Genomic DNA, 20,708 nt, shown 5'->3' on the forward strand with positions numbered 1-20,708 from the left:
CATAGTTTCTATAGACTGCGACGTAAATTAAGATTAAATTCCCATGATATGTGCTATTGCTGCCGTCCGGGATCGCTCCGGGCGGATGCTTTCCGCGGGCACGGCTTCAGCCTCCTCGAGAAAACCACTCTGCGGGGTCTTCAGACACGTGCTATTCCCGCAGGAGTCACCGCCCTTCACTCACCCGAACTGGTGGGGTGGTTTGATGTTTTGTTTATTGTTTACTAATTCAGTTCATCGATAGTAACCGGAATCCCAGCGTAGGAAATATACGAAGACTCCTGCGGGAGGAAAGGCATAGGTGAGACCCCGCAGTGCGGAGCACGAGGAGACTCACCAGCCGCCCGCGGAAAGCGAAGTATATTTCCGGAGCGGATCTTTGCTCTCAATCAGCGTTTACAAAAGAATTTTCACTGTGTCGCATTTTATATCGACTACGGCTCAGATAACAACAAGTCACTTCGATGGGACGAACCCATGGTGCAGTCCCAAATCACTTTGGTGGGACGAGCAGTGCGCAGTGCCAATCATACGAAAACAGCTTTACACAAAAGAAAAAGGCACCCAAGTCTTTCTGGATGCCAGAGGCAAAAGGTCAAACTAGTAGAATTCGTGATAAATCCTATTCCATTATATGCTTTTTACAATTTACACTCTTTGTTCTAATCATTTTGTAATATTGGCAAGCTAATCGTCACTTTTGTACCCTTCCCAAGCTCACTTTCTATATCTACCCCATATTTATCTCCAAAGTAAAGCTTAATTCTTGCATCTACATTATAAATACCCGATTTATCCAAGTTTCTGGAATTTAATACTTCTCTAACATGCTTTAATTCTTCTTCATTCATTCCAATTGCATTATCTTTGACAATAATTTGCAACATGTCATCAATATGTTGACTAGTGATATCAATGGTTACCTCATCTTTTGTATGCTTCACACCATGGTGGATCGCATTTTCAATTAATGGCTGTAAGATTAGTTTAATGGTTTTATAGTGATAGAAACGCTCATCAACATGCCATGTACAACTAAAGTTATCAAATCGCTGTGACATAATATCAATATAGGCTTTTGTGTATGCAATTTCTTCTTGGATGGTAATGACGAATTTTTCGCGATTTGTAATAAAACGGAAAAATCTGCTAAGCGAACTAATCATATCAACTGCTTTATCCGTCTCTTCAGATTCCACAATGTATAATAAATTATCCAATGTATTATACAAAAAGTGTGGATTGACCTGTGATTGAAGGGCGTTCATTTGAATCTCGCGTTTTTCATATTCTGATTTAATTCGTTGTTTATTTGCATCTAACGTCTGATTTATTAATTGATTCATTTTTTGCATATTATGATTAAAATTGCGCTGTAATAAATCAATTTCATCTATTCCTGTAATTGTTTCTACCACACTAGTTGGTGAATCATTGACGTCAAATGTGTTAAATAACGTGTTTATATTTTCCAGTGGTTTGATTACTTTTTTTGGTATCCAATAGGAAAACACCAAAGCTACTAATAAAATAATAAAGATCAGATAGCTATCACTTAAAAACAAGCGATTAATTTCCCTTTGAATTCCTTCATAAGAATTTTCTGTAACGAGCTTCCAGTCAAACGCATTTAAATCTGTTATAAATAGATAATTATCATTATTCAGGGGCTCCCCATCAAAAATTTCAGCATCACGTTTGAATTCCGTTCCGATTTTATAAGGATCACCAGAGCTTAAAATCATTTTTCCATCCGTAATGATAGATGTGTTTAAACTTTTACTACGATTAAAATCATTGTAAATGCTATTTAAATATTCTTTATTAAAATAAAGAGTGATGTACCCTGCACTGCTATTTGCACTGGTGTAAAGCTCTGTCCCTAAACGAATAGTAACATTATTAAAATCATCCCTTTGTAAATCATAGCTTATTTTATTATTCGACTTTTTCATTTCTCGAATGAATTTTTCATCTAGTGGCGCATTAAAAAGTGAATTATTGGCGTATAATAAGCGATTTTCTTCCCCATAGATATTGATAGATAGATTGTCTTTTACAATATATTCCTTTTCGGTAAGCAATTTCCCCTCTAGACTTTCTTCATCATTATTCATAATGTCATTCAACAAATATCCATCAGAAGTCATTCTGGCCAATGTAAGCTTAGCCTCGTTCAGCTGCTGGCTCAATTGATGTGCATTATTTTTATGTTCCAAGTAATCACTGTTCTGAATTTCCTCTAAGACAACCTTTGAAGTCTGCCAGAAATAAAGAAACATAAAAAGTATAATTGGCACAAGTATCGTAATTAAAAAATAGAAAAATAATCTTTCCCGCAAATTCACATTTTTACTGCTTTTCGATTGTCCGATTTGAAGTTCATGACTTGTATAATGATTATCTCTAATTTCAGCTAATAGTCCGTATAGCGGTTGAAGTGTTGTTTTCGAAACTTTTCTTGAGAACATATACGCAATAAGGATTGTGATAAGAAATGAAATTAAAATTACTTTCCAGATATAATGTCTCTGTATCGAATGTACACTCAAATCTTCTACATAAAATAGCTTTAAATTGTAAAAAGGAATATTCATATGGTGGATTTCATTTTCTTTATTTTCAATTACGATCCCATCTGGTAATTCTTCTAGTTCACTTAGCCTCTTCAACATGCTTGAATTAAATTGGTCTCCATTAAAAATCACATTCTTATGCTGATCTAATAAAGCGAATTGATCTGCGTTTAACGATTTTTCAATTAAATCATTCAATTTCAGGAAAACCAAAACAGTACCATGACTTCTGCCACCAGTTAGCTCTATATTGCTGCCAAAAAACACTTTATTGTTTAAGTCATCCAATTTACTGTTTCTTAATTGATAGTTTTGCACAGGATCTTCTAAAAATATTTTATTGTAAGCTTCCCCTTTTGAAACAAAATTATAATGATCATTTACTTCGTCTCTTAATTTGATGCCATTATAACTGAAATCAATATAGTTACTATCAGAGCTGAATTGTGTATCTGGTGTGATTACCAGAATGTTATCAATGAGACTGTTATTCATTTTTATAGAATATAAGTAGTGCTCCAGCTCTTTTGCTGAATCAAATTGGTCAACAGGGGACCGTCCTTGATTTGATAACTCTTCAAGCTGGGTAATAATATTTTCATTTGTTTTTAAATTTATTGCCGTATTATATGCATCCTGCATCTTTTCCTGAAGTTCAGCTGTCATTTGTTCTATTTTCCAATCAATAGATGTGTGCTTTTTTTCCTCCAAAAACGCAGAGACCTTTACATAATAAATTGATCCGATTAACCCCATAAAAATGACAGCAGTTACTAAAGAAATAAGAGTTAAATAACGTTGGAATGTACCCTTCTTAAATATCCCTGTTTTTTTCACCTGTATTCTCCCCATGCTGCCCTATATTCTTATTTTTGTCTAATTACCAATGGGCTAATACCCATTACTTTTTTAAACACTTTATTAAAATAGGAATGGCTTTGAAAGCCAACCATACTAGAAATCTCTTTCATTTTATAGTCTGTGGTTTTAATAAGCTCTGCTGCTTTTTCAACCCTTATTTTGTTAACATAATCAATAAAATTTTTCCCTATTTCTTTTTTAAAAATATAACTAAAATATGCCTGGTGAATAAATAATTGATTAGCCATATCCTTTAGTGTAATTTTTTCTGGATAGTTCGTTTGTACATATTCTTTAGCAAACAGAACATAGCGATTCAGATGCTGTTCTTCCTTTTTTGACACATCGGCAGTAATCAGCTTAACAATATGATTCAACCATCGCTTCAGCTCATTTAATGATTGAAGGTCATAAATTTTACGTAGGATATCATCTTGTTTAATAGATGGAAGTGTAAAACCCTTATCCTCAATCCGTAAAAGTAACAACACGATAAGTTCATAACAGGATTCACGGACTTCTGAAACATGATTTGATCTTTGAGTAGGGAGAATATCAAAATACCGATCAATAATAGCCGTTAGCTGAACCGGTTTTTGTGATATAACGGAATCTATTAGTTCTGCCTCCAGCGCCCTTAATTCAGATTTCTCTTTGCTTTCTAAAACGTCCCTTTGATTACTTTTCGAAGAAAGCGGTGGCAGGTCCTGGTGAAAGAAAATAGTTTCCGCAGGACGGAAGTATTTATAGCTGTAAGCATAGACAGCCTCATTATAAGATTTGCTTATCTGTTCAATACTGCTGACCAAATTTCCAACACCAATCACAAATGTAGAATGGATCCCAATTATTTCTTTTAATTTTCCTTGTAAAAAATCTAAAAAACCGGAAATAGGTGATTGAAGGTCCATTTTTGAAAGCGGCTTACTAGACAAAACGAATAAAATTAAATGATTGCCATAAAACAGAAACGGAACATCATGCCCGTCCCAATATGCGCTTGTATACTCCATGATTTTTTGTCTGATTGATAAGGTAGTTCCTTCTTTAAATATTTCATCAAAGGAAAATACAATAACCCGACTATAGGCATGTTTCCAGCTTTTCGTATATTCTTCTAAACATTCGCCTTTAATAAGATGTAAAAGCATTTGCTCATTGAATGCCCATTCATCTTTTTCTGTGGCTATGTTATGGTCTGTATTTAATTCATTTGCTAATTTACTCATCATTGTATAAAAGTCTTTTTTCAGTAGCGGCTTTAGCATATATCCTTTGACACCATACTCAATCGCTTGCTGCGCATAAGTAAAATCATCATAAGCACTTAATAGGACAACCTTCATGTCTGGATAAGTCTTTCTAATCTCTTTAACGAGTTCAAGCCCATTCATTCTCGGCATCATAATATCTGTGAGTACAACATGTGGATTAAATTGATTAATTTTCTCTAAAGCATCTATTCCATCCTCCGCTGTTCCGACAACCTCATAACCTGTTTCAGCCCACGGAAAAAAAGCAGCCATTCGATCCCTAATATTTTTTTCATCATCAACAATCAGCGATCTATACATGTAATCCCTTCTTTTCACATTATGGCATTCAGATAAGAAAGAGAATTTATTAATTTCCCTTGAATAAGTATTATTTATATTTCTATTGATTGCAACATTGATTATTTTCTAAATTTTTATTCAACCATTGTCCCACATAAATGATTTTTATTCAACTGGTTTCGACAAAGTATGGTACCCTTGATTACTAAGATAATAGGTCTGAATATAAAGCGCGAATACCTATTTCCCCTGGAAACTAATAACATTTTCCATATAGTTTTACGCTCCCCAAATCCTCGGCATTGGCATCGACTCTTTTCCAAGCTCTGCCCAAATATATTTTAATAATAATTCCTGCTTAAGCTCCTTGTATTCCGGATCATCCCATAGATTGTGATTTTCCCCCGGATCACTCTCAAGATCAAAAATTTCTCCATAGGTCTGGTTATAATAAACTGTTATTTTATACCTTTCATCAACATAGGTTTTCTGATGGATCGCGGTTGGCTCATGGTGAAATTCGCAAATCACATGATCTCTCACTGCCTCCTTCTCTCCCATCCAAACCTTGCTTTGATCGACTCCAGTTATGGCTTTCGGTACAGGAATATCAGCAAATTTTAGAAATGTTGGTGCCAGATCCACCAGTGACTGCATTGCATCAGATACTCTTCCAGCTGGTACCTTCTGAGGATACCGGACAATAAATGGAAGTTTTATTAAATCTTCATAATGAAATCCACCCTTGTACTGCAGGCCATGCTGTCCGAAAAAGTGCCCGTGATCCGTCGTAAAAACAACAATGGTATTATCAGCTATCCCTAGTTCATCAAGCTGATCAAGAATTTCCCCAATATATTTATCCATCATGCTGACCATTCCGTAATAGGTTGCTGTTAGTTTTTTATGACGCTCCTCTGACACCCTATGGGAATGGTAGCCATGTGCTCCCATTTTCGTTTCATTATAGGCGGAGAAATCCGGATCCTTCTCTTGAGTCAGTTGAAAGTGTGGTGGGTTGTTTTTGTGCTCCCCCTCCATCCCCTTTGGAATCGTCAGTTTTTCCGGATCATACATGGTATCCCAAGGCTCCGGAACAAGATATGGTGGATGTGGGTCAAAAAAGCTAGCCCATAAAAAGAAATTCTCATCATTATCCGCATGCTGCTTTAATCGATCGTTCGTCCGTTCCGCAATCCATGTATTATAATGATATTTCTCCGGAATGGGCCAGTGATGCTCTTCTTTTCGATCCATCGTCCCAGTTGGACTTACGAAGTAATCCCGCCAGTTTTCACACCCCTTTCCCTCCATCCATAATGCATAATGCTGGCCAACATGTGCTTCATTTGTATGGTTTCTGGCAAGTTCAATATGCTCAAACCCGTAGAAGCCTTCATCATAGTTTTCCCAGAAATCCAAATCCTGCAAGGTTGGATAAGCCTCAAGTGAGGTATATTCTTCATTGGAGCGGAGTGGCTGAAAATGAGCCTTTCCAATCAGTGATGTCCGGTAGCCATTCTCCTGAAAATCTTCTCCAATGGTGTGGCGATCTTCCATTAGCTTTGTTCCAAGAGTCCATGCTCCATGCTGACTTGGATAAAGCCCAGTAATGATAGATGCTCTTGATGGTGTGCAGGTGGGATTTGGGCAATAGGCTCGGTTAAAAGTGGTGCCTTCTTTTACAAGCCGATCCAGATTTGGTGTAGCTATTTCCGAATTAAAGGCACCAATTGTATCAAAATGCTGCTGATCACTTGTAATCAGTAAAATATTTGGTTTTTTCATAGACTAAAAACAACTCCTATCATTGCTGGAATTTTCGTTCAATTCTTCTTATAAAAAAAGCTGAACAATTTTCATTACTGCTCAGCCTGTATACATGGTGCTTTATCAAAGCTAGTTTCTATGTGACCAGTTACACCTGTTTCGGCTTCGTGCGGGCGTATAGAAGCGGTCTATGTGACCAGTTACACCTGTTTCAACTTCGTTTGGGCACATAGATGCGGTCTATGTGACCGTTTCTACCTGTTTCGGCTTCGTTTGGGCACATAGAAGCGGTCTATGTGACCAGTTACACCTGTTTCAACTTCGTTCGGGCACATAGAAGCGGTCTAGTGACACAATAAAATTTACGAAAGCATCCTTTATCAATTAAACCGGATCGAATAAATCAACAAGCAATAGAGAAACCGCTCCCAGTAATGTCGCATTATCACCAAGTACTGTAACTGTCACTTCCGTTTCCTTCGCTTGTGGAATCAAAGCTCTCTCGGCGATGGCCGCTTTTATTGATGGTAACATAAATTTCTCACTCCTCATGACACCACCACCTAGCACAATTTTCGCCGGGTTTATCAGATGGATGAGGTTAGTCAGCCCGATTCCAATAATTTTTCCGGTTTCTTCCAAAATTCTAATATACTCGGCTTCTCCATTTTGAGCCATTTCATAAACATATTTTCCAGTGAGTTTTTCGCCTGGAATGCTGTATTTGACTTGATGGCGGGCACGGTCCGCAATTGCCTTTCCGCTTGCAAAGGTCTGCAGACAGCCACGGTTGCCACAATCACAAATTTCACCATGAATATCGATAGTCATATGGCCCAATTCACCAGCAATATCCTGTTCACCATGGTACAATTTCCCATTAATAACGACACCTGACCCAATACCCTGTCCAATATTAACTGCTACCATACTATCCACATCTCCATGCCCGCCAAACCAGGCTTCACCTAGTGCCATTGCCCTGGCATCGTTTTCTACATATACCTGGGTGCCAAATTCCTTCTCCAGCTCCGCTTTTATAGGCATCTCTCTCAGTCCAAGATTCGGTGCAGTTAAGGAAGTACCTGTTTCCACATCAACAACTCCATGCATTGCTACGCCAATACCAATAATTTTTTCTCTTTCTGTCGTTGAAGACTGCAAAATCTTATGTACATTTTCCTTTAGTATCGAGATAAACTGATCGTTCGTTATTGGCTTAATCAGCTTGCTGGAGGTTCGCTCAAAGATCTCCCCTGAAAGATTTGTCAGGATACACTCCACTGTCTGTGGACCTGCATCTACACCAATCACATAGAAAGCATTACTGTTAATATGCAGCATTGTGGGCTTTCTGCCGCCCATTGATTCGCCAAGCTCACTCTCCCTGACAATTCCCTGTTCAAGCAGCTCTTTTACAATGCTGCTGACCGTAGGGGGGGTGAGCTTTGTGTCTTTTGCAATCTGTGCTCTGGAAATGGGCTCAGATGTACGGATTTTATTTAAAATAATTGATTTATTTACAGATTTCATTAATTGAAAACTTCCACGCCGCATAGGTAATCCTCCGTCTTCCATATTAATTCTTTGATTGGTTAGTCTAAAGTAAAAAAATTAAGTGACTGATTCATTCTACATCAGCAGCACAACGGAATCCAAGATTTCCAGTTGATGAATCCGGTGTGTTCGAGGAACGTGCCGCCACACGGTAGCGATTGCAGTATGAATGGTGGCATAAATACGATCCGCCGCGCATCACCCGGTTTGTTCCATTTTCAGGCCCTTTTGGATTTTCTTTGCCACCGCGTTTATGAATGTTTTTTACAAACCAGTCGAAGCACCATTCCCAAACGTTTCCTGATACATTATATAATCCAAACCCATTTGGTGCAAAAGACTTAGCAGGAGCAGTGCCGGCGTATCCGTCCTCTTCCGTATTAGTTTTGGGAAATTTCCCTTGCCATATATTGCATTGATGTTCTCCAGCCAGTGTTAATTCATTACCCCATGGATACGTTTTTTGCTCAAGTCCGCCCCTTGCAGCAAATTCCCATTCCGCTTCTGTTGGGAGGCGTTTACCAGCCCATTGACAGTAGCTTCGAGCATCGTTCCAGGAAATATGGATAACCGGATGATCCATTCGATTTTCTATACTAGAATCCGCCCCTTCAGGATATTTCCAATAAGCACCCTCAACAACCCACCACCATGGTGTGCTTTGTACTTTTTGACTTACCTTTTTCGCAGTGCTTTCACTGATAAATTGATAAAAAACAAATGACCAGCCGTATTGCTCTGCTTCCGTTTTATATTCCGTATCCTCGATGAAAGCTGCAAATTCAGCATTTGTAACTGTATGGACATCCATATAAAATGGATCGACGGTAACGTTGCGGATTGGCCCTTCTCCATCAGCCGGAAAGCCTTCTTTATCATTTGTTCCCATCAGAAAGGTTCCACCAGGGATATAAGCCATCCCTTCCCTTGAGACTAGAGACCCTTTGGTTATTTTCTGAGAGGATGGCTTCGGAGGTTGCTTTTCAATTGATTCTCTGCTGGATGTGCAGCAACAGGCGTTTTTAGACTGTGCCATGTTTTCCCCTTCTCTCTAAGTTTTAATTTCTGTTCAAGAACTTTCTTGTAAACATTATTGTTTTTATATCTTCGTAGTTTCTATAAAGTGTGAAGTAAATCGAGATTGATTCCAATAACATGTGCCATTGCCGCCGTCCGGGATCGCTGCGGGCGGATGCGGACCTTAGGGCACGGCTTCAGCCTCCTCGAGAAAACCACTCTGCGGGGTCTTCAGACACGTGCTATTCCCGCAGGAGTCACCGCCCTCCGCTCACCCGAACTGGTTAGGTGGTTTGATGTTTTAAAAATTGATTACTAATGCAGTACATCGGCAGTAACCAGAAATCCAGCGGAGGAAACACATTGAAGACTCCTGCGGGAGGAAAGGCATAGGTGAGACCCCCGAGTGCGTAGCACGAGGAGGCTCACCAGCCGCCCGCGGAAAGCGAAATGTGTTTCCGGAGCGAATCCCTGCTCTCAACCAGCGTTTGCAAATGAATTTTCACTATGTCGCATATTATATCGACTATGGTGCAGATAACAACAAGTATTTTGGTGAGGCGAGTAATCGCAGTCCCAAATCACTTTGGTGGGACGAGCAGTGAGCAGTCCCAATCTTTGCGAAAAACAGCCTTACTCAAAGACAAACCTGAGTGTCGGTTTTGGAGTTCTTCCGGCTATCAGTGACTTTCCATCAGAATATCCTTCTTCTCTTCCTTCCAATTCCTTCACAAGCTGATTTCTTCTCTTTTCAATTCTCTCCTGATAATCCACCACTTTTAAAAGATTTGTCATTTCTTGCGGATCATTTTCCAAGTCAAAAAATTGTTCTTCTCCATTCTGCGAAAACCAAATATATTTTTCTTTCCCATCTGTAATATAATGAAATGATTTTTCCCCAAAGGCATGCTCACCGTGAATATATTCACGCCAGGGCATATCTTCTCCATCTTTACATAGTGGCATGACACTTTTACCATCAACTGTGTCTGGAATGCCAATATCTGCAGCGTCCAGCAATGTTGGCATAATATCTCTCATTTCCACGGCTTTATCTACTCTGCTATTTTCCTTCAATCCCAGATTGTTTCCGGGATCGGCTAGAATAAACGGTACCTTTGCACTTCCTTCATATGGAAGTGATTTTCTGAATAAATTATGATCTCCAAGCAATTCCCCATGATCAGATGCAAACAAAATAACTGTGTTATGGTAAACCCCAAATTCCTGCATAGCATTTAAGAACCGGCCAATTTGATGATCAATATGGGTAATTAGCGCATAATATGCAGCCTGTGCACGTTTCAGCCGCATTTTTGGAACAAGTCCCTTTGCGGTTACTGGACTCATCCCCTCCCCTGAAGTATCCTCTGTTTCCGCCCAGCCACCAAAAGAAGGGTCCGGTAATTCCAGATCTTTATACATATCATAGAAGACTTGTGGCGGATCAAACGGCGGATGTGGCCGTACATAGGACATATTCAGGAAGAACGGTTTTGTTGGATCACGGCGTCTCAGGAAATCAATCGATTCAGTTGTTACCCAATTCGTCGGATGCAATTCTTCCGCCAGATGCCATGGCCTTGTCACTGTTGACGAATTGCAATCAAGTCCTAAATCAATTAAATCAGCCTGTCCCGTTTTTCCTCTCAGCCAATTTAAATAGTCATCGGTGTATTCCTGTGATTCGATTGTTTTCGTATTGTGTTTAAATCTGCTGTAATGCATATAGCCATCATGCAAAACTACATTATGAAATCCGGTTAGATTCCTTGTTGGATATACATGCATTTTTCCGATTGCCTGTGTATGATAATCCGCATTGGTAAATTCTCCTGCAAGTGTATGCTCATAATTCCAGGGAACCTTATCCTGGTATCCTACTCTTCCCGTAGACGCCTGAGACATCCCCGTCAAAACAGATGCCCTTGCAGGCACACAGGAAGGAGTTGCGGAATAGGCATTTTCAAAAAGAACACCATCCCGCGCTAATTGATCCAAATTAGGGGTATCGACTACTGGATGATCCAGTATACTTAAACAATCAGCTCGCATCTGGTCGACCATAATCAGCAGTACATTTGGTTTCAAAGCACATCTCTCCTTTCAAAGAAAATAATCTTATTGTAGAATGGATCGATAACCATCACTTCATCTGTCTTCCATGGTATCTGGCTTTGTTTTTCAAGGTCGAATAACCTAAAAATCGGTGTTATTCTGGATTTATTCTTCATCGCCAACTTTTTCCTTCAGACTGTACAGTTCCTCTTTTAACTTCTCCACTGTTTCCTTATAGGCAGGATCATGATATACATTATTCATTTCGTAAGGGTCTGCTTTCAGATCAAACAGCTCCCATTCCGGTGTTCTTGGATCATCAATAGTATGAGCATTTCCCAATGCTTCTCCATAATAATAAATCAGCTTGTGGTCATGTGTCCGGATACCGTAATGTGCTCCAACACTATGTTCGACACTCAAATGCTCCCAATATCTGTAGTACATGGAAGTCTGCCAGTCATCCGGCGTGTTTTCCTCCATCACTGGACGAAGACTTGTTCCCTGCATAAAATCGGGTATTTCAATACCGGCATAGTCAAGAAATGTTTCAGGAAAATCAACATTTAATGCAAAATCCTTTGTCACGGAACCTGCTTCGATTGCTCTTGGATAACGGACAATAAATGGCATTCTTAATGATTCTTCATACATAAAGCGTTTATCATACCAGCCGTGATCTCCAAGGAAAAATCCCTGATCAGATGTGTAAACGACAATGGTATTCTCAGCTAATCCTTCTTCATCCAGATAATCAAGCACACGGCCCACATTATCATCAATTGATGCAACTACACGCAGATAATCCTTAATGTAGCGCTGGTAATACCAGCTTTTTAATTCTGATGCAGACAAGTTTTCCGGCGGATCTGCTTTAACATCCCTTTTTGTTAAGTCCCTTTCAATTCTCATTCTTGCTTCCCTTGCTGCTTCTGCCCGGTTTGAATAATCATCATGGAAGGTTTCCGGTTCAGGGATATCAACATCCTCATACATATGCATATGTTTTTCATCCGGATCCCATGGGCGATGTGGCGCCTTATGATGCAGCATCAGCATAAATGGTTTATCCTTGTCCCGATTTTCCATCCAATCCAATGAATAATCAGTAATTATGTCTGTAGCATAGCCTTTGATGATCTTTTCTTCACCCATTTCAAACATTTTCGGATCATGATAATCCCCTTGTCCTGGGAAGATATTCCAATAGTCAAAGCCAGTTGGGTCACTATTTCCGCCATGGCCTAAATGCCATTTTCCTATCAATGCTGTTTGATAGCCATTTTCTTTTAGCACCTTCTGAACTGTCGGTTGTCGGCTGTCGAATTTGTCCCCGAGCGTTTTTACACCATTTTTATGATTATACTGTCCTGTTAAAATCGCTGCCCGGCTTGGGGCACAGATAGAGTTCGTGCAAAAGCAATTGTCGAATCGCATTCCCTCATTGGCTATGCGGTCCAGATTTGGTGTTTCATTAATTTTACTGTCGTAGCAGCTCATTGCATGTGCTGCATGATCATCACTCATTATAAAAACTACGTTTGGCTGTTTATTTCCTGCCATTGGGTTTCCTCTCCCTTTTATAATTTTTTTGGATTTCTTCCAAATTTTTATATTGCATTTGAGCCTAAAAGATAATCCTGTTTTTCGTACTTACTTTTCAACTTCAAAAGCTGTTTGATTAAACTCAAAACATTCCAGATGTTCCAAAGCCATTGTTTACAATGTCTCTTGCTAATTATCAATAGTTTGTAAACGCCATCATTTTATAACTGGAACCTTTCGATTGTTTTTCTAATTGAGATACCTGCGAAAGCGCCTTAAAGATGTAAACCAGAACTGTTACAAGCATCCATCTGCCGACACTACCGTTTTCACAGTACATAAGAACTAATAACTTTAAAATCATAGGTAATTATTTGAACCATCAAACAATTAAAACAATCAGAAAGTACCATATTAATTAAATTAATTAACTATTATAATAAGGTTATACCTCAGACTTGTCAATGCATTTACCCAACTCTTTTATGGGATTTCCAGCAACTTAGAATAATAAGGGAATAATATCTAAAGGGGGTACGAAATCTGTCAAACAAGTTGATGGTTCTTCAAAAAATACGATAACGGTACAGAAAGTTCATCTTCAAAAGTAAATTTATTAGAAATAAAATTGCTAAGGAGGAAGAAATGATTAATAACAAGAGAAAAGGACCAATGTTACTAGGCATAATCCTGACAGCAATCGTACTGGCTGCATTTTCTGTAAATCACTCAAAAGCCACTTCAGTTGCCAAAGATAAAACAGATCAACTAGCTTCTGCAAAGGAAGGATGGACAATTACATTCGAGGATGAGTTTGGAGGCGATTCCATTGATTATACAAAGTGGGAGCATGCCCCCGAGTGGCCTAGAAAGGATGGCTACTGGTCAGATGAGGAAGCTTTTGTTGATGGAAATGGCAATTTAGTTATTCAAATCAGCGAGAGAGATGGCGAATACTATTCTGGTGCTGTAACAACCAGAAATACATTTAATCAGGCATACGGCTATTATGAGGTTCGTGCTAAATTGCCAACTGAGGAAGGATTTTGGAGTGCATTTTGGCTCATGACGGATGGTGAGCATATTATTGGCAATGAGGGAAGAGATGGTACGGAAATCGATATTTTCGAAACTGCCCTGGCCTACAAAGGCACGGATACATTCAACCACGCCCTGCACTGGGATGGATATGCTGAGCATCATGGAAGTGCGGCTGCATACCCGTCCATACCTGGAATTTATGAAGGATATCATACATTTGGGCTGGAGTGGAATAAGGATGAATATATTTTTTACGTAGATGGAGAAGAAACATGGCGGACTTCAGCAGGTGGCGTCTCTCAGGTTCCGGCATTTGTACAGCTGACTGCTGAGGTTGGATCATGGGGTGGCAATATCGAAAATGCCAATTTGCCGGATCAGCTACTTGTTGATTATGTGCGCGTATATGAGCGGACTCCTGATGCAAAAGCCCTTCTTGCAAAAGCAAATGAGCTACCAGAGGAGAATTATACAAATGGCAGCTATTTCAATTTTGAGATGGAGCTTAAGCGAATTGAACATCAAATGAAAAAAGGTGATTCGACTGATAGAGAACTGGCCGACGCTATTGAGAATGCAAAGCAATCTCTTGTCCATATTACCAGCAATAGGCAGAAGCTTGCCATAACAAGAACCATGGTAACCGGCTCCAATAAGCCTCAGGAGGATAATCCATTATTGGACAGCAGCTTGAGTCCTGATCAACTGGCATATCTTGCCTTTGATGATAATCCGGAAACGTTTATCGATTATAACATGGCTGATGATTCTTGGATTCAGGTTGACCTTGGCGAAGGAAATGAGCAGAAGCTCGAGTGGCTACGTGTACGTGCCCGTGATTATTATGTCGATCGACTGGAATCTGCCCAGATTGTTGCATCAGCGGATGGGGAAAATTGGACAGAACTTGGTACCTTTGAGGAAACAGGGGATGGTTGGAATATTGTCAAATCAAAGGATAGTTCCACTGCCTACCGTTATATCCGTTTTCTTGGTGCAGCTGGTTCATACGGAAATGTTTCCGAAGTTGAATTATATCCGGCTGAGATCCATGCAACTGACAAGACCTTACTGGCAAGTCTGATTGACCAAGGCACCCAATTAGAAATGGACGGGCATGGCTGGCAGGTTTTGCCACAGGCACTACAGCTTGCTGCTGAAGTCTATCAAAATAGCTCTAATCAAACAGAGGTTGACACAGCTGCAGTGAATCTTCAGTGGTTTGTGACTGGCTCGTTAACCAAATCGTTTATAGCTGAATCCGAGTTCCCCGGGGCACATGGAATTGAAAAGTCTCTCAGCAATAAATTAAAAGGGGCGTTGAACGCTGCTGAACGCGGTAATGATGGAGCTGCACAGGGAAAACTGCAAGCTGTTATTGACCAGCTGGATGCCCTTTCGGAAAAAGTCTTTACATTGAAGCAAACAGGTGTATTGAAGGATTGGCATTATTCACTGATGGAATCTGTTACTGAATAATATTATGCACTTATGTAGAAAGAAATATGAATATACCTTCTTTACTACAAAATGAAAGACTGTTCATATAGAGGTTTCTCTTCTATGAACGGTCTTTACTTTCCTAAATAAAGTGTCGCAACACTACTTTCCGACTACTGGAATTGCTTACAAGCAAACGGGACTTTTACACTACCAGTCGCCCTTCGGATGCCGCATACGTTGTCTTTTATAGAATTCGTGGCAAAAAAACATGTTTTCTTGATGGACGAACCCTTTGCACAGTTTTAAATCTATTAAAAAAAGCCCTTTTTTTAATAGATATCCCCAACATAGAAATGGTATGCTAATAACATTACCTCATAATTCTGAAAACAAAAAGTCCCTTTAGGAGAATTATTATGAATACATCTTTCGTCTTACGCAATGCAAAACTTATTACCGAAGAAGAAATCGATATCGTAATTGAACATGGAAAAATAATAGAAATAGCCCATGCTGGAAGTGGTAAAGGCCAGAAAATACATGACTGTAATGGCATCTATGTTTCAAGTGGTTGGATTGATTTGCATGTCCATGCCTTTCCTGAGGTCGAACCATATGGGGATGAAATTGATGAAATCGGCATTAAAACAGGCGTAACAACCATAGTCGATGCTGGCAGCTGTGGAGCTGATAGAATTTCAGATTTGGTGGCAAGCAAAAGTCAAAGCAAAACAAACCTGTTTGCTTTCTTAAACATTTCCAGGATTGGCTTAAAAAGAACGGATGAATTATCCGATTTGGAATGGATCAATAAACGTAAAATAATCGAATCAATTAGAGAATATAAAGATACCATAGTCGGTTTAAAAGCCAGGATAAGTAAAAGCGTGGTTGGCAAAAATGGGATTGAACCACTGCGTATGGCTCAAAAGCTTTCCCGTGAAAGTCATTTGCCCCTAATGGTACATATCGGCTCTTCGCCACCTGTAATCGAAGAAGTAGTATCCCTTTTGGAAAAAGATGATATCATCACACACTTTCTTAATGGAAAAGCAAACAACCTTTTTGATAAAGACGGCAGACCACTTCAGGCTTTAACAGATGCAGTGGAGCGTGGTGTCCATTTGGATGTAGGCCATGGTACAGCCAGTTTTTCATTTAAAGTTGCAGAAATGGCAAAGCGAAATAATATTAAATTCCATACCATAAGTACTGATATTTACCGTATGAACCGGGAAAACGGCCCTGTTTTTAATATGGCACATACATTAACAAAATTTCTTTACCTCGGTTACCCACTGGAAGAAGTAATTGCTGCAGTGACGTCCACGCCTGCCAACTGGCTAAAAAAGCCGGAACTCGGCAGGATAAAGACCGGGGATACTGCTAATTTAAGCCTGTTCAGGGTTAAAAAAGAGCCTGTAACACTTACTGATTCTGAGAAGGATAAACGTATAGCAAAAAGAAAAATAGAACCGATGGGAGTGGTAGTGAATGGAGAAATCATTACATACTAAATATGGCCTGAAACGTGTCATCAATGCAAGTGGAAGAATGAGTATTCTTGGTGTATCAGCACCGACAGATACTGTGATGGAAGCAATGAAGCAAGGTGGACAGAACTATGTCGAGATTTCTGATTTAGTGGACAAGGCTGGTGATCATATTGCAGAAATCCTTGGCTCTGAAGCATCTGTTGTTGTAAACTCTGCATCCAGTGGAATAGCCTTATCGATTGCTGCCCTTGTGACAGAAGGAAACCGCCGCAGAAGTGAAAAACTGCATCAGGATAAAATCTCCAAAAATGAAGTCATTATGCTGAAAGGACATAACGTCCAGTACGGGGCACCTGTTGAAACAATGATCTATTTAGGTGGCGGTAGCCTCATTGAAGTCGGCTATGCCAATGAAGGCAGCAAGGATCATATTAAAGAAGCAATTAACGAAAATACTGCAGCGATACTTTATGTGAAATCTCACCATGCCGTTCAGAAAAATATGATTTCCATAGAGGAAGCATGGCAAGTCGCTCAAGCGAACAAAGTCCCTCTTATTGTAGATGCTGCAGCAGAAGAGGATATTCAAAAATATGTAAAATACTCTGATCTTGCTATTTACAGTGGCTCAAAGGCAATTGAAGGCCCAACCTCAGGAATCGTTGGTGGCAAAAGGAAATATATTGACTGGGTAAAAATACAGCTTCATTGTATTGGACGCAGCATGAAAGTTGGCAAAGAAACAACCTTTGGATTATTGCAGGCACTGGATGAATACTTGCTCAAAGAAGATAAAAGTGAATTAGAAAAAGAGATATTACAAGTGCTATTGCCATTAAATAATATCGATGGTGTCGATGTAAGCATTGTTCAGGATGAAGCTGGACGGGCTATTTATCGTGCACGTATTCATATTGACCCGCTGAAAACAAATATAACTGCAATAGAAGTTGCAACCTGGCTGAGAGACGGTGATATCGCCATCTACACACGTGATTATGGCGTAAGACAAGGCTACTTTGATATCGACCCACGCCCACTACAAGGGGATGATATCCGTATCATTGAATCAAGAATTCGTAAGCTGGCAGGAGACAGTTCACAATGAGGAGGAGTGTAATTTGAAAAACATTACAAAACGTTTTTACAAAGGTCGTGTTGCATTAAATGTTTTGGCAAACAGTGTAGAAAATGCAAAAGAAGTATTTCAAGCCGGAGAAGGAAATGTTTTAGTCGGTATACTTTCCAAAGATTATTCAACAGTAGAAGAAGCAGTATCTGCCATGAAGGTATATGGAAAAGAAATAGATGAGGCTGTTTCAATAGGACTAGGAGCCGGTGATAATCGTCAAGCCGCTGTTGTGGCAGAGATTGCAAAGCATTATGCTGGCAGCCATATCAACCAGGTATTCCCAGCAGTTGGTGCAACGCGCGCCAATCTTGGTGAAAAAGACAGCTGGATCAACGGTTTAGTCTCCCCGACAGGACGCATTGGCTTTGTTAATATCTCAACAGGTCCAATTAGCGCTGCCGGGGAACAGCAGGCAATCGTACCGGTTAAAGCAGCAATTGCACTTATTCGGGATATGGGAGGTAATGCATTAAAGTACTTCCCAATGAAAGGATTAAGCTATGAAGACGAGTTTCGGGCAGTTGCAAAAGCTTGTGGAGAAGAACAATTTGCGCTGGAGCCAACGAGTGGAATAGATAAAGAGAATTTTGAACAAATACTAAGTATCGCCTTAAAAGCCAATGTACCAAAAATTATTCCACATGTGTATTCATCCATTATTGACAAAGAAACCGGAAAAACAAATACTCAAGATATACGGGAATTATATGAAATTATCAAGAAACTGGTTAATCAACATGTTTAAGAGGATTGCAGCATTTGGAGAAGTTATGATGCGCCTGGAGGTTCCCGGATACGAGTCACTGTCACAAGCAAGCACATTAAATTATTCATTCTCCGGAACTGGAGTGAATGTCACTTCCGCTCTAGCTAAATTCGGTTACTCTACCTATCTCGTATCCACATTACCAAAGAATGCAATAGGTGATGCTGCTATATCTTACATTCAAAAACTTGGGATAAACCCCTCTTTTCTCAGGCAGGATGATAATGATCTTGGTATGTACTTTTTGGAAAATGGATTTGGTGCAAGACCAAGTCGCGTGACCTATTCCAACAGATCGGGAAGCAGCTTTAACAGAGCGGAAGAAGAAAGTTATTGCTTTGATAAGATTGCAAAAGAAATAGACATCATTCATTTTTGTGGAATCACACTTGCCATGAATGATAATGTACGAAGGCAAATGAAGAACTTTGCAATTGCAGTTAAGAAAGCTGGCGGTACGGTCGTATTTGACTGTAATTACCGACCCACTCTCTGGGGAGAAGCTGGTTATGAAAAAGCAAAGCCGCATTATGAGGAAATGCTGCATTTGGCCGATATTGTAATGATGAATGAAAAGGATGCAAAATTCATCCTTGGAATGGAAACTGATAAAGAAGACAGGGCAGATCAGCTGATGGAGCTGATTCCTTCCATCTCAAGTAAATATAATATTCCAGTAATAGCTGGTACACATCGTTCAATCAACCGTGACAATACCCATTCGTTACAGGGTTTTATTTATAAAAATCAATTATTCTCATTCTCAAAAAAGATCACATTTCCTGTTTTGGATCGGATTGGTGCAGGTGACGCCTATACAAGTGGAATTATTCATGGAGAAATAAATAACTTTTCATCAGATAAAACAGTCACCTTTGCAACAACAGCGGCCATGCTTGCACATACCGTAGTTGGCGACACACCAATAGCTTCAGAAAATGATATCTATCGAGCGATGAGGGAAACGAATAGTGATGTGGAGAGATAAGGAAAAAAACAACAGCAAAAATAGACTGGATACATTGTAGACGTACCCAGTCTATTTTCTATTCATTAAACAACAACACAACAAACTTTAACATTCAACCCTGGAAACTATTGATTGTTTAAAATGATCAATCGCCTCATCTGGGTCAATGGTATACCCACACTCAAGCCCAATAAATCCTGTATAACCAGTATCCTTAATGGCCTTCAGGATATTTACATAATTTAATTCACCAGTTCCAGGCTGCTGTCTGCCTGGATTATCCGCAATATGATAATGATTTATATAGTCGGAAAAGCCTGTTGCATTACGGATAACATTACCCTCTGTAATTTGCTGATGATAGACATCAAAAACAAGTTTAACGTTCGGACTGTTAACTTGCTCCAAAATAGAAACTGCCTCGTCCGAATATTGCAGAAAGTGTCCTCGATGATCAACAAGTCCATTCATTGGTTCAATTTCTAATGTAACACCAGCTTCTTCACAAAGAGGTGCACATATCTTTAATGTTTCTATCATTGTTTCCCGCTGTTTGTCTCGTGGAATGTCTTCGATAACATTACCAGTTTGAGTAATAATAGATTTTGCACCTAGTATTGAACAAGCAACAATTGTATCCTTAATACCTTGCACATATCTCTCTCGCTGCCCTGAATCAACCAGATTGAAAAAGCTTGTACATGTTGCACTAATTCCAACGCCAATTCTTTCCTGCTCTCTGGCTATATCATGTAAATCCAGATCCCACCAATTATAGTATTCTAGGCCATGAAAGCCATGGGACTTTATTTTTTCCAAATGATAGATTACATCTTTTCCTTCATAGGCGCCAATACAAAGAGAATATTTCAAACAGATAACCCCTTAGCTTATATAAATTATATTTCGTTTAAGAATCT

Annotated in this window: 14 protein-coding genes; 5 read left to right on the top strand and 9 right to left on the bottom strand. The window is 39.4% G+C overall.

Features of this window, described 5'->3' with window-relative positions:
* Positions 1-662: 662 nt before the first annotated feature.
* From CIL05_RS00490 to CIL05_RS00520, 8 genes are all read right to left on the bottom strand, one after another.
* A complete protein-coding gene (locus tag CIL05_RS00490) occupies positions 663-3,413 on the bottom strand; it encodes a histidine kinase (protein WP_165769008.1) in 2,751 nt (916 codons plus the stop codon).
* Between the two features lie 29 nt (positions 3,414-3,442).
* Positions 3,443-5,011, bottom strand: a complete 1,569-nt coding sequence (locus tag CIL05_RS00495; protein WP_095653545.1) for a response regulator — start codon at positions 5,009-5,011, stop codon at positions 3,443-3,445.
* Positions 5,012-5,272: 261 nt separating this feature from the next.
* Positions 5,273-6,781, bottom strand: coding sequence for a sulfatase family protein (locus CIL05_RS00500; RefSeq protein ID WP_095653546.1), 1,509 nt, complete (start codon positions 6,779-6,781; stop codon positions 5,273-5,275).
* 366 nt (positions 6,782-7,147) lie between these two features.
* On the bottom strand, positions 7,148-8,320 hold the full coding sequence (locus CIL05_RS00505; protein ID WP_095653547.1) for an ROK family transcriptional regulator: 1,173 nt from the start codon (positions 8,318-8,320) through the stop codon (positions 7,148-7,150).
* Positions 8,321-8,390: 70 nt separating this feature from the next.
* Positions 8,391-9,356, bottom strand: coding sequence for a formylglycine-generating enzyme family protein (locus CIL05_RS00510; protein ID WP_095653548.1), 966 nt, complete (start codon positions 9,354-9,356; stop codon positions 8,391-8,393).
* 614 nt (positions 9,357-9,970) lie between these two features.
* Complete coding sequence (locus CIL05_RS00515; RefSeq protein WP_095653549.1) at positions 9,971-11,428, bottom strand: arylsulfatase; 1,458 nt, start codon at positions 11,426-11,428, stop codon at positions 9,971-9,973.
* A complete protein-coding gene (locus CIL05_RS21990) occupies positions 11,425-11,571 on the bottom strand; it encodes a hypothetical protein (RefSeq protein ID WP_165769009.1) in 147 nt (48 codons plus the stop codon). The genes CIL05_RS00515 and CIL05_RS21990 overlap by 4 nt, the downstream gene beginning before the upstream one ends.
* Positions 11,561-12,958, bottom strand: a complete 1,398-nt coding sequence (locus CIL05_RS00520; protein ID WP_095653550.1) for a sulfatase family protein — start codon at positions 12,956-12,958, stop codon at positions 11,561-11,563. The genes CIL05_RS21990 and CIL05_RS00520 overlap by 11 nt, the downstream gene beginning before the upstream one ends.
* A gap of 627 nt (positions 12,959-13,585) precedes the next feature.
* Between CIL05_RS00520 and CIL05_RS00525 the strand changes: the two genes are divergently transcribed.
* The 5 genes from CIL05_RS00525 to CIL05_RS00545 all read left to right on the top strand — a co-directional run bounded on the left by CIL05_RS00525 (position 13,586) and on the right by CIL05_RS00545 (position 19,806).
* On the top strand, positions 13,586-15,460 hold the full coding sequence (locus CIL05_RS00525) for a family 16 glycosylhydrolase (RefSeq protein WP_095653551.1): 1,875 nt from the start codon (positions 13,586-13,588) through the stop codon (positions 15,458-15,460).
* Between the two features lie 380 nt (positions 15,461-15,840).
* A complete protein-coding gene (locus CIL05_RS00530) occupies positions 15,841-16,941 on the top strand; it encodes an amidohydrolase/deacetylase family metallohydrolase (RefSeq protein WP_095653552.1) in 1,101 nt (366 codons plus the stop codon).
* On the top strand, positions 16,919-18,028 hold the full coding sequence (locus tag CIL05_RS00535) for a DgaE family pyridoxal phosphate-dependent ammonia lyase (protein ID WP_095653553.1): 1,110 nt from the start codon (positions 16,919-16,921) through the stop codon (positions 18,026-18,028). The genes CIL05_RS00530 and CIL05_RS00535 overlap by 23 nt, the downstream gene beginning before the upstream one ends.
* A 13-nt stretch (positions 18,029-18,041) precedes the next feature.
* Positions 18,042-18,797, top strand: coding sequence for a 2-dehydro-3-deoxy-phosphogluconate aldolase (gene dagF, locus CIL05_RS00540; protein ID WP_095653554.1), 756 nt, complete (start codon positions 18,042-18,044; stop codon positions 18,795-18,797).
* Positions 18,790-19,806, top strand: coding sequence for a sugar kinase (locus tag CIL05_RS00545; protein ID WP_095654038.1), 1,017 nt, complete (start codon positions 18,790-18,792; stop codon positions 19,804-19,806). The genes dagF and CIL05_RS00545 overlap by 8 nt, the downstream gene beginning before the upstream one ends.
* 87 nt (positions 19,807-19,893) lie before the next feature.
* Here the strand turns inward: CIL05_RS00545 and CIL05_RS00550 are convergent, their stop codons facing one another.
* Complete coding sequence (locus CIL05_RS00550; protein WP_095653555.1) at positions 19,894-20,661, bottom strand: TIM barrel protein; 768 nt, start codon at positions 20,659-20,661, stop codon at positions 19,894-19,896.
* Positions 20,662-20,708: the final 47 nt, after the last annotated feature.

The organism is Virgibacillus profundi, from assembly GCF_002287375.1.
GTDB lineage: Bacteria > Bacillota > Bacilli > Bacillales > Amphibacillaceae > Virgibacillus_K > Virgibacillus_K profundi.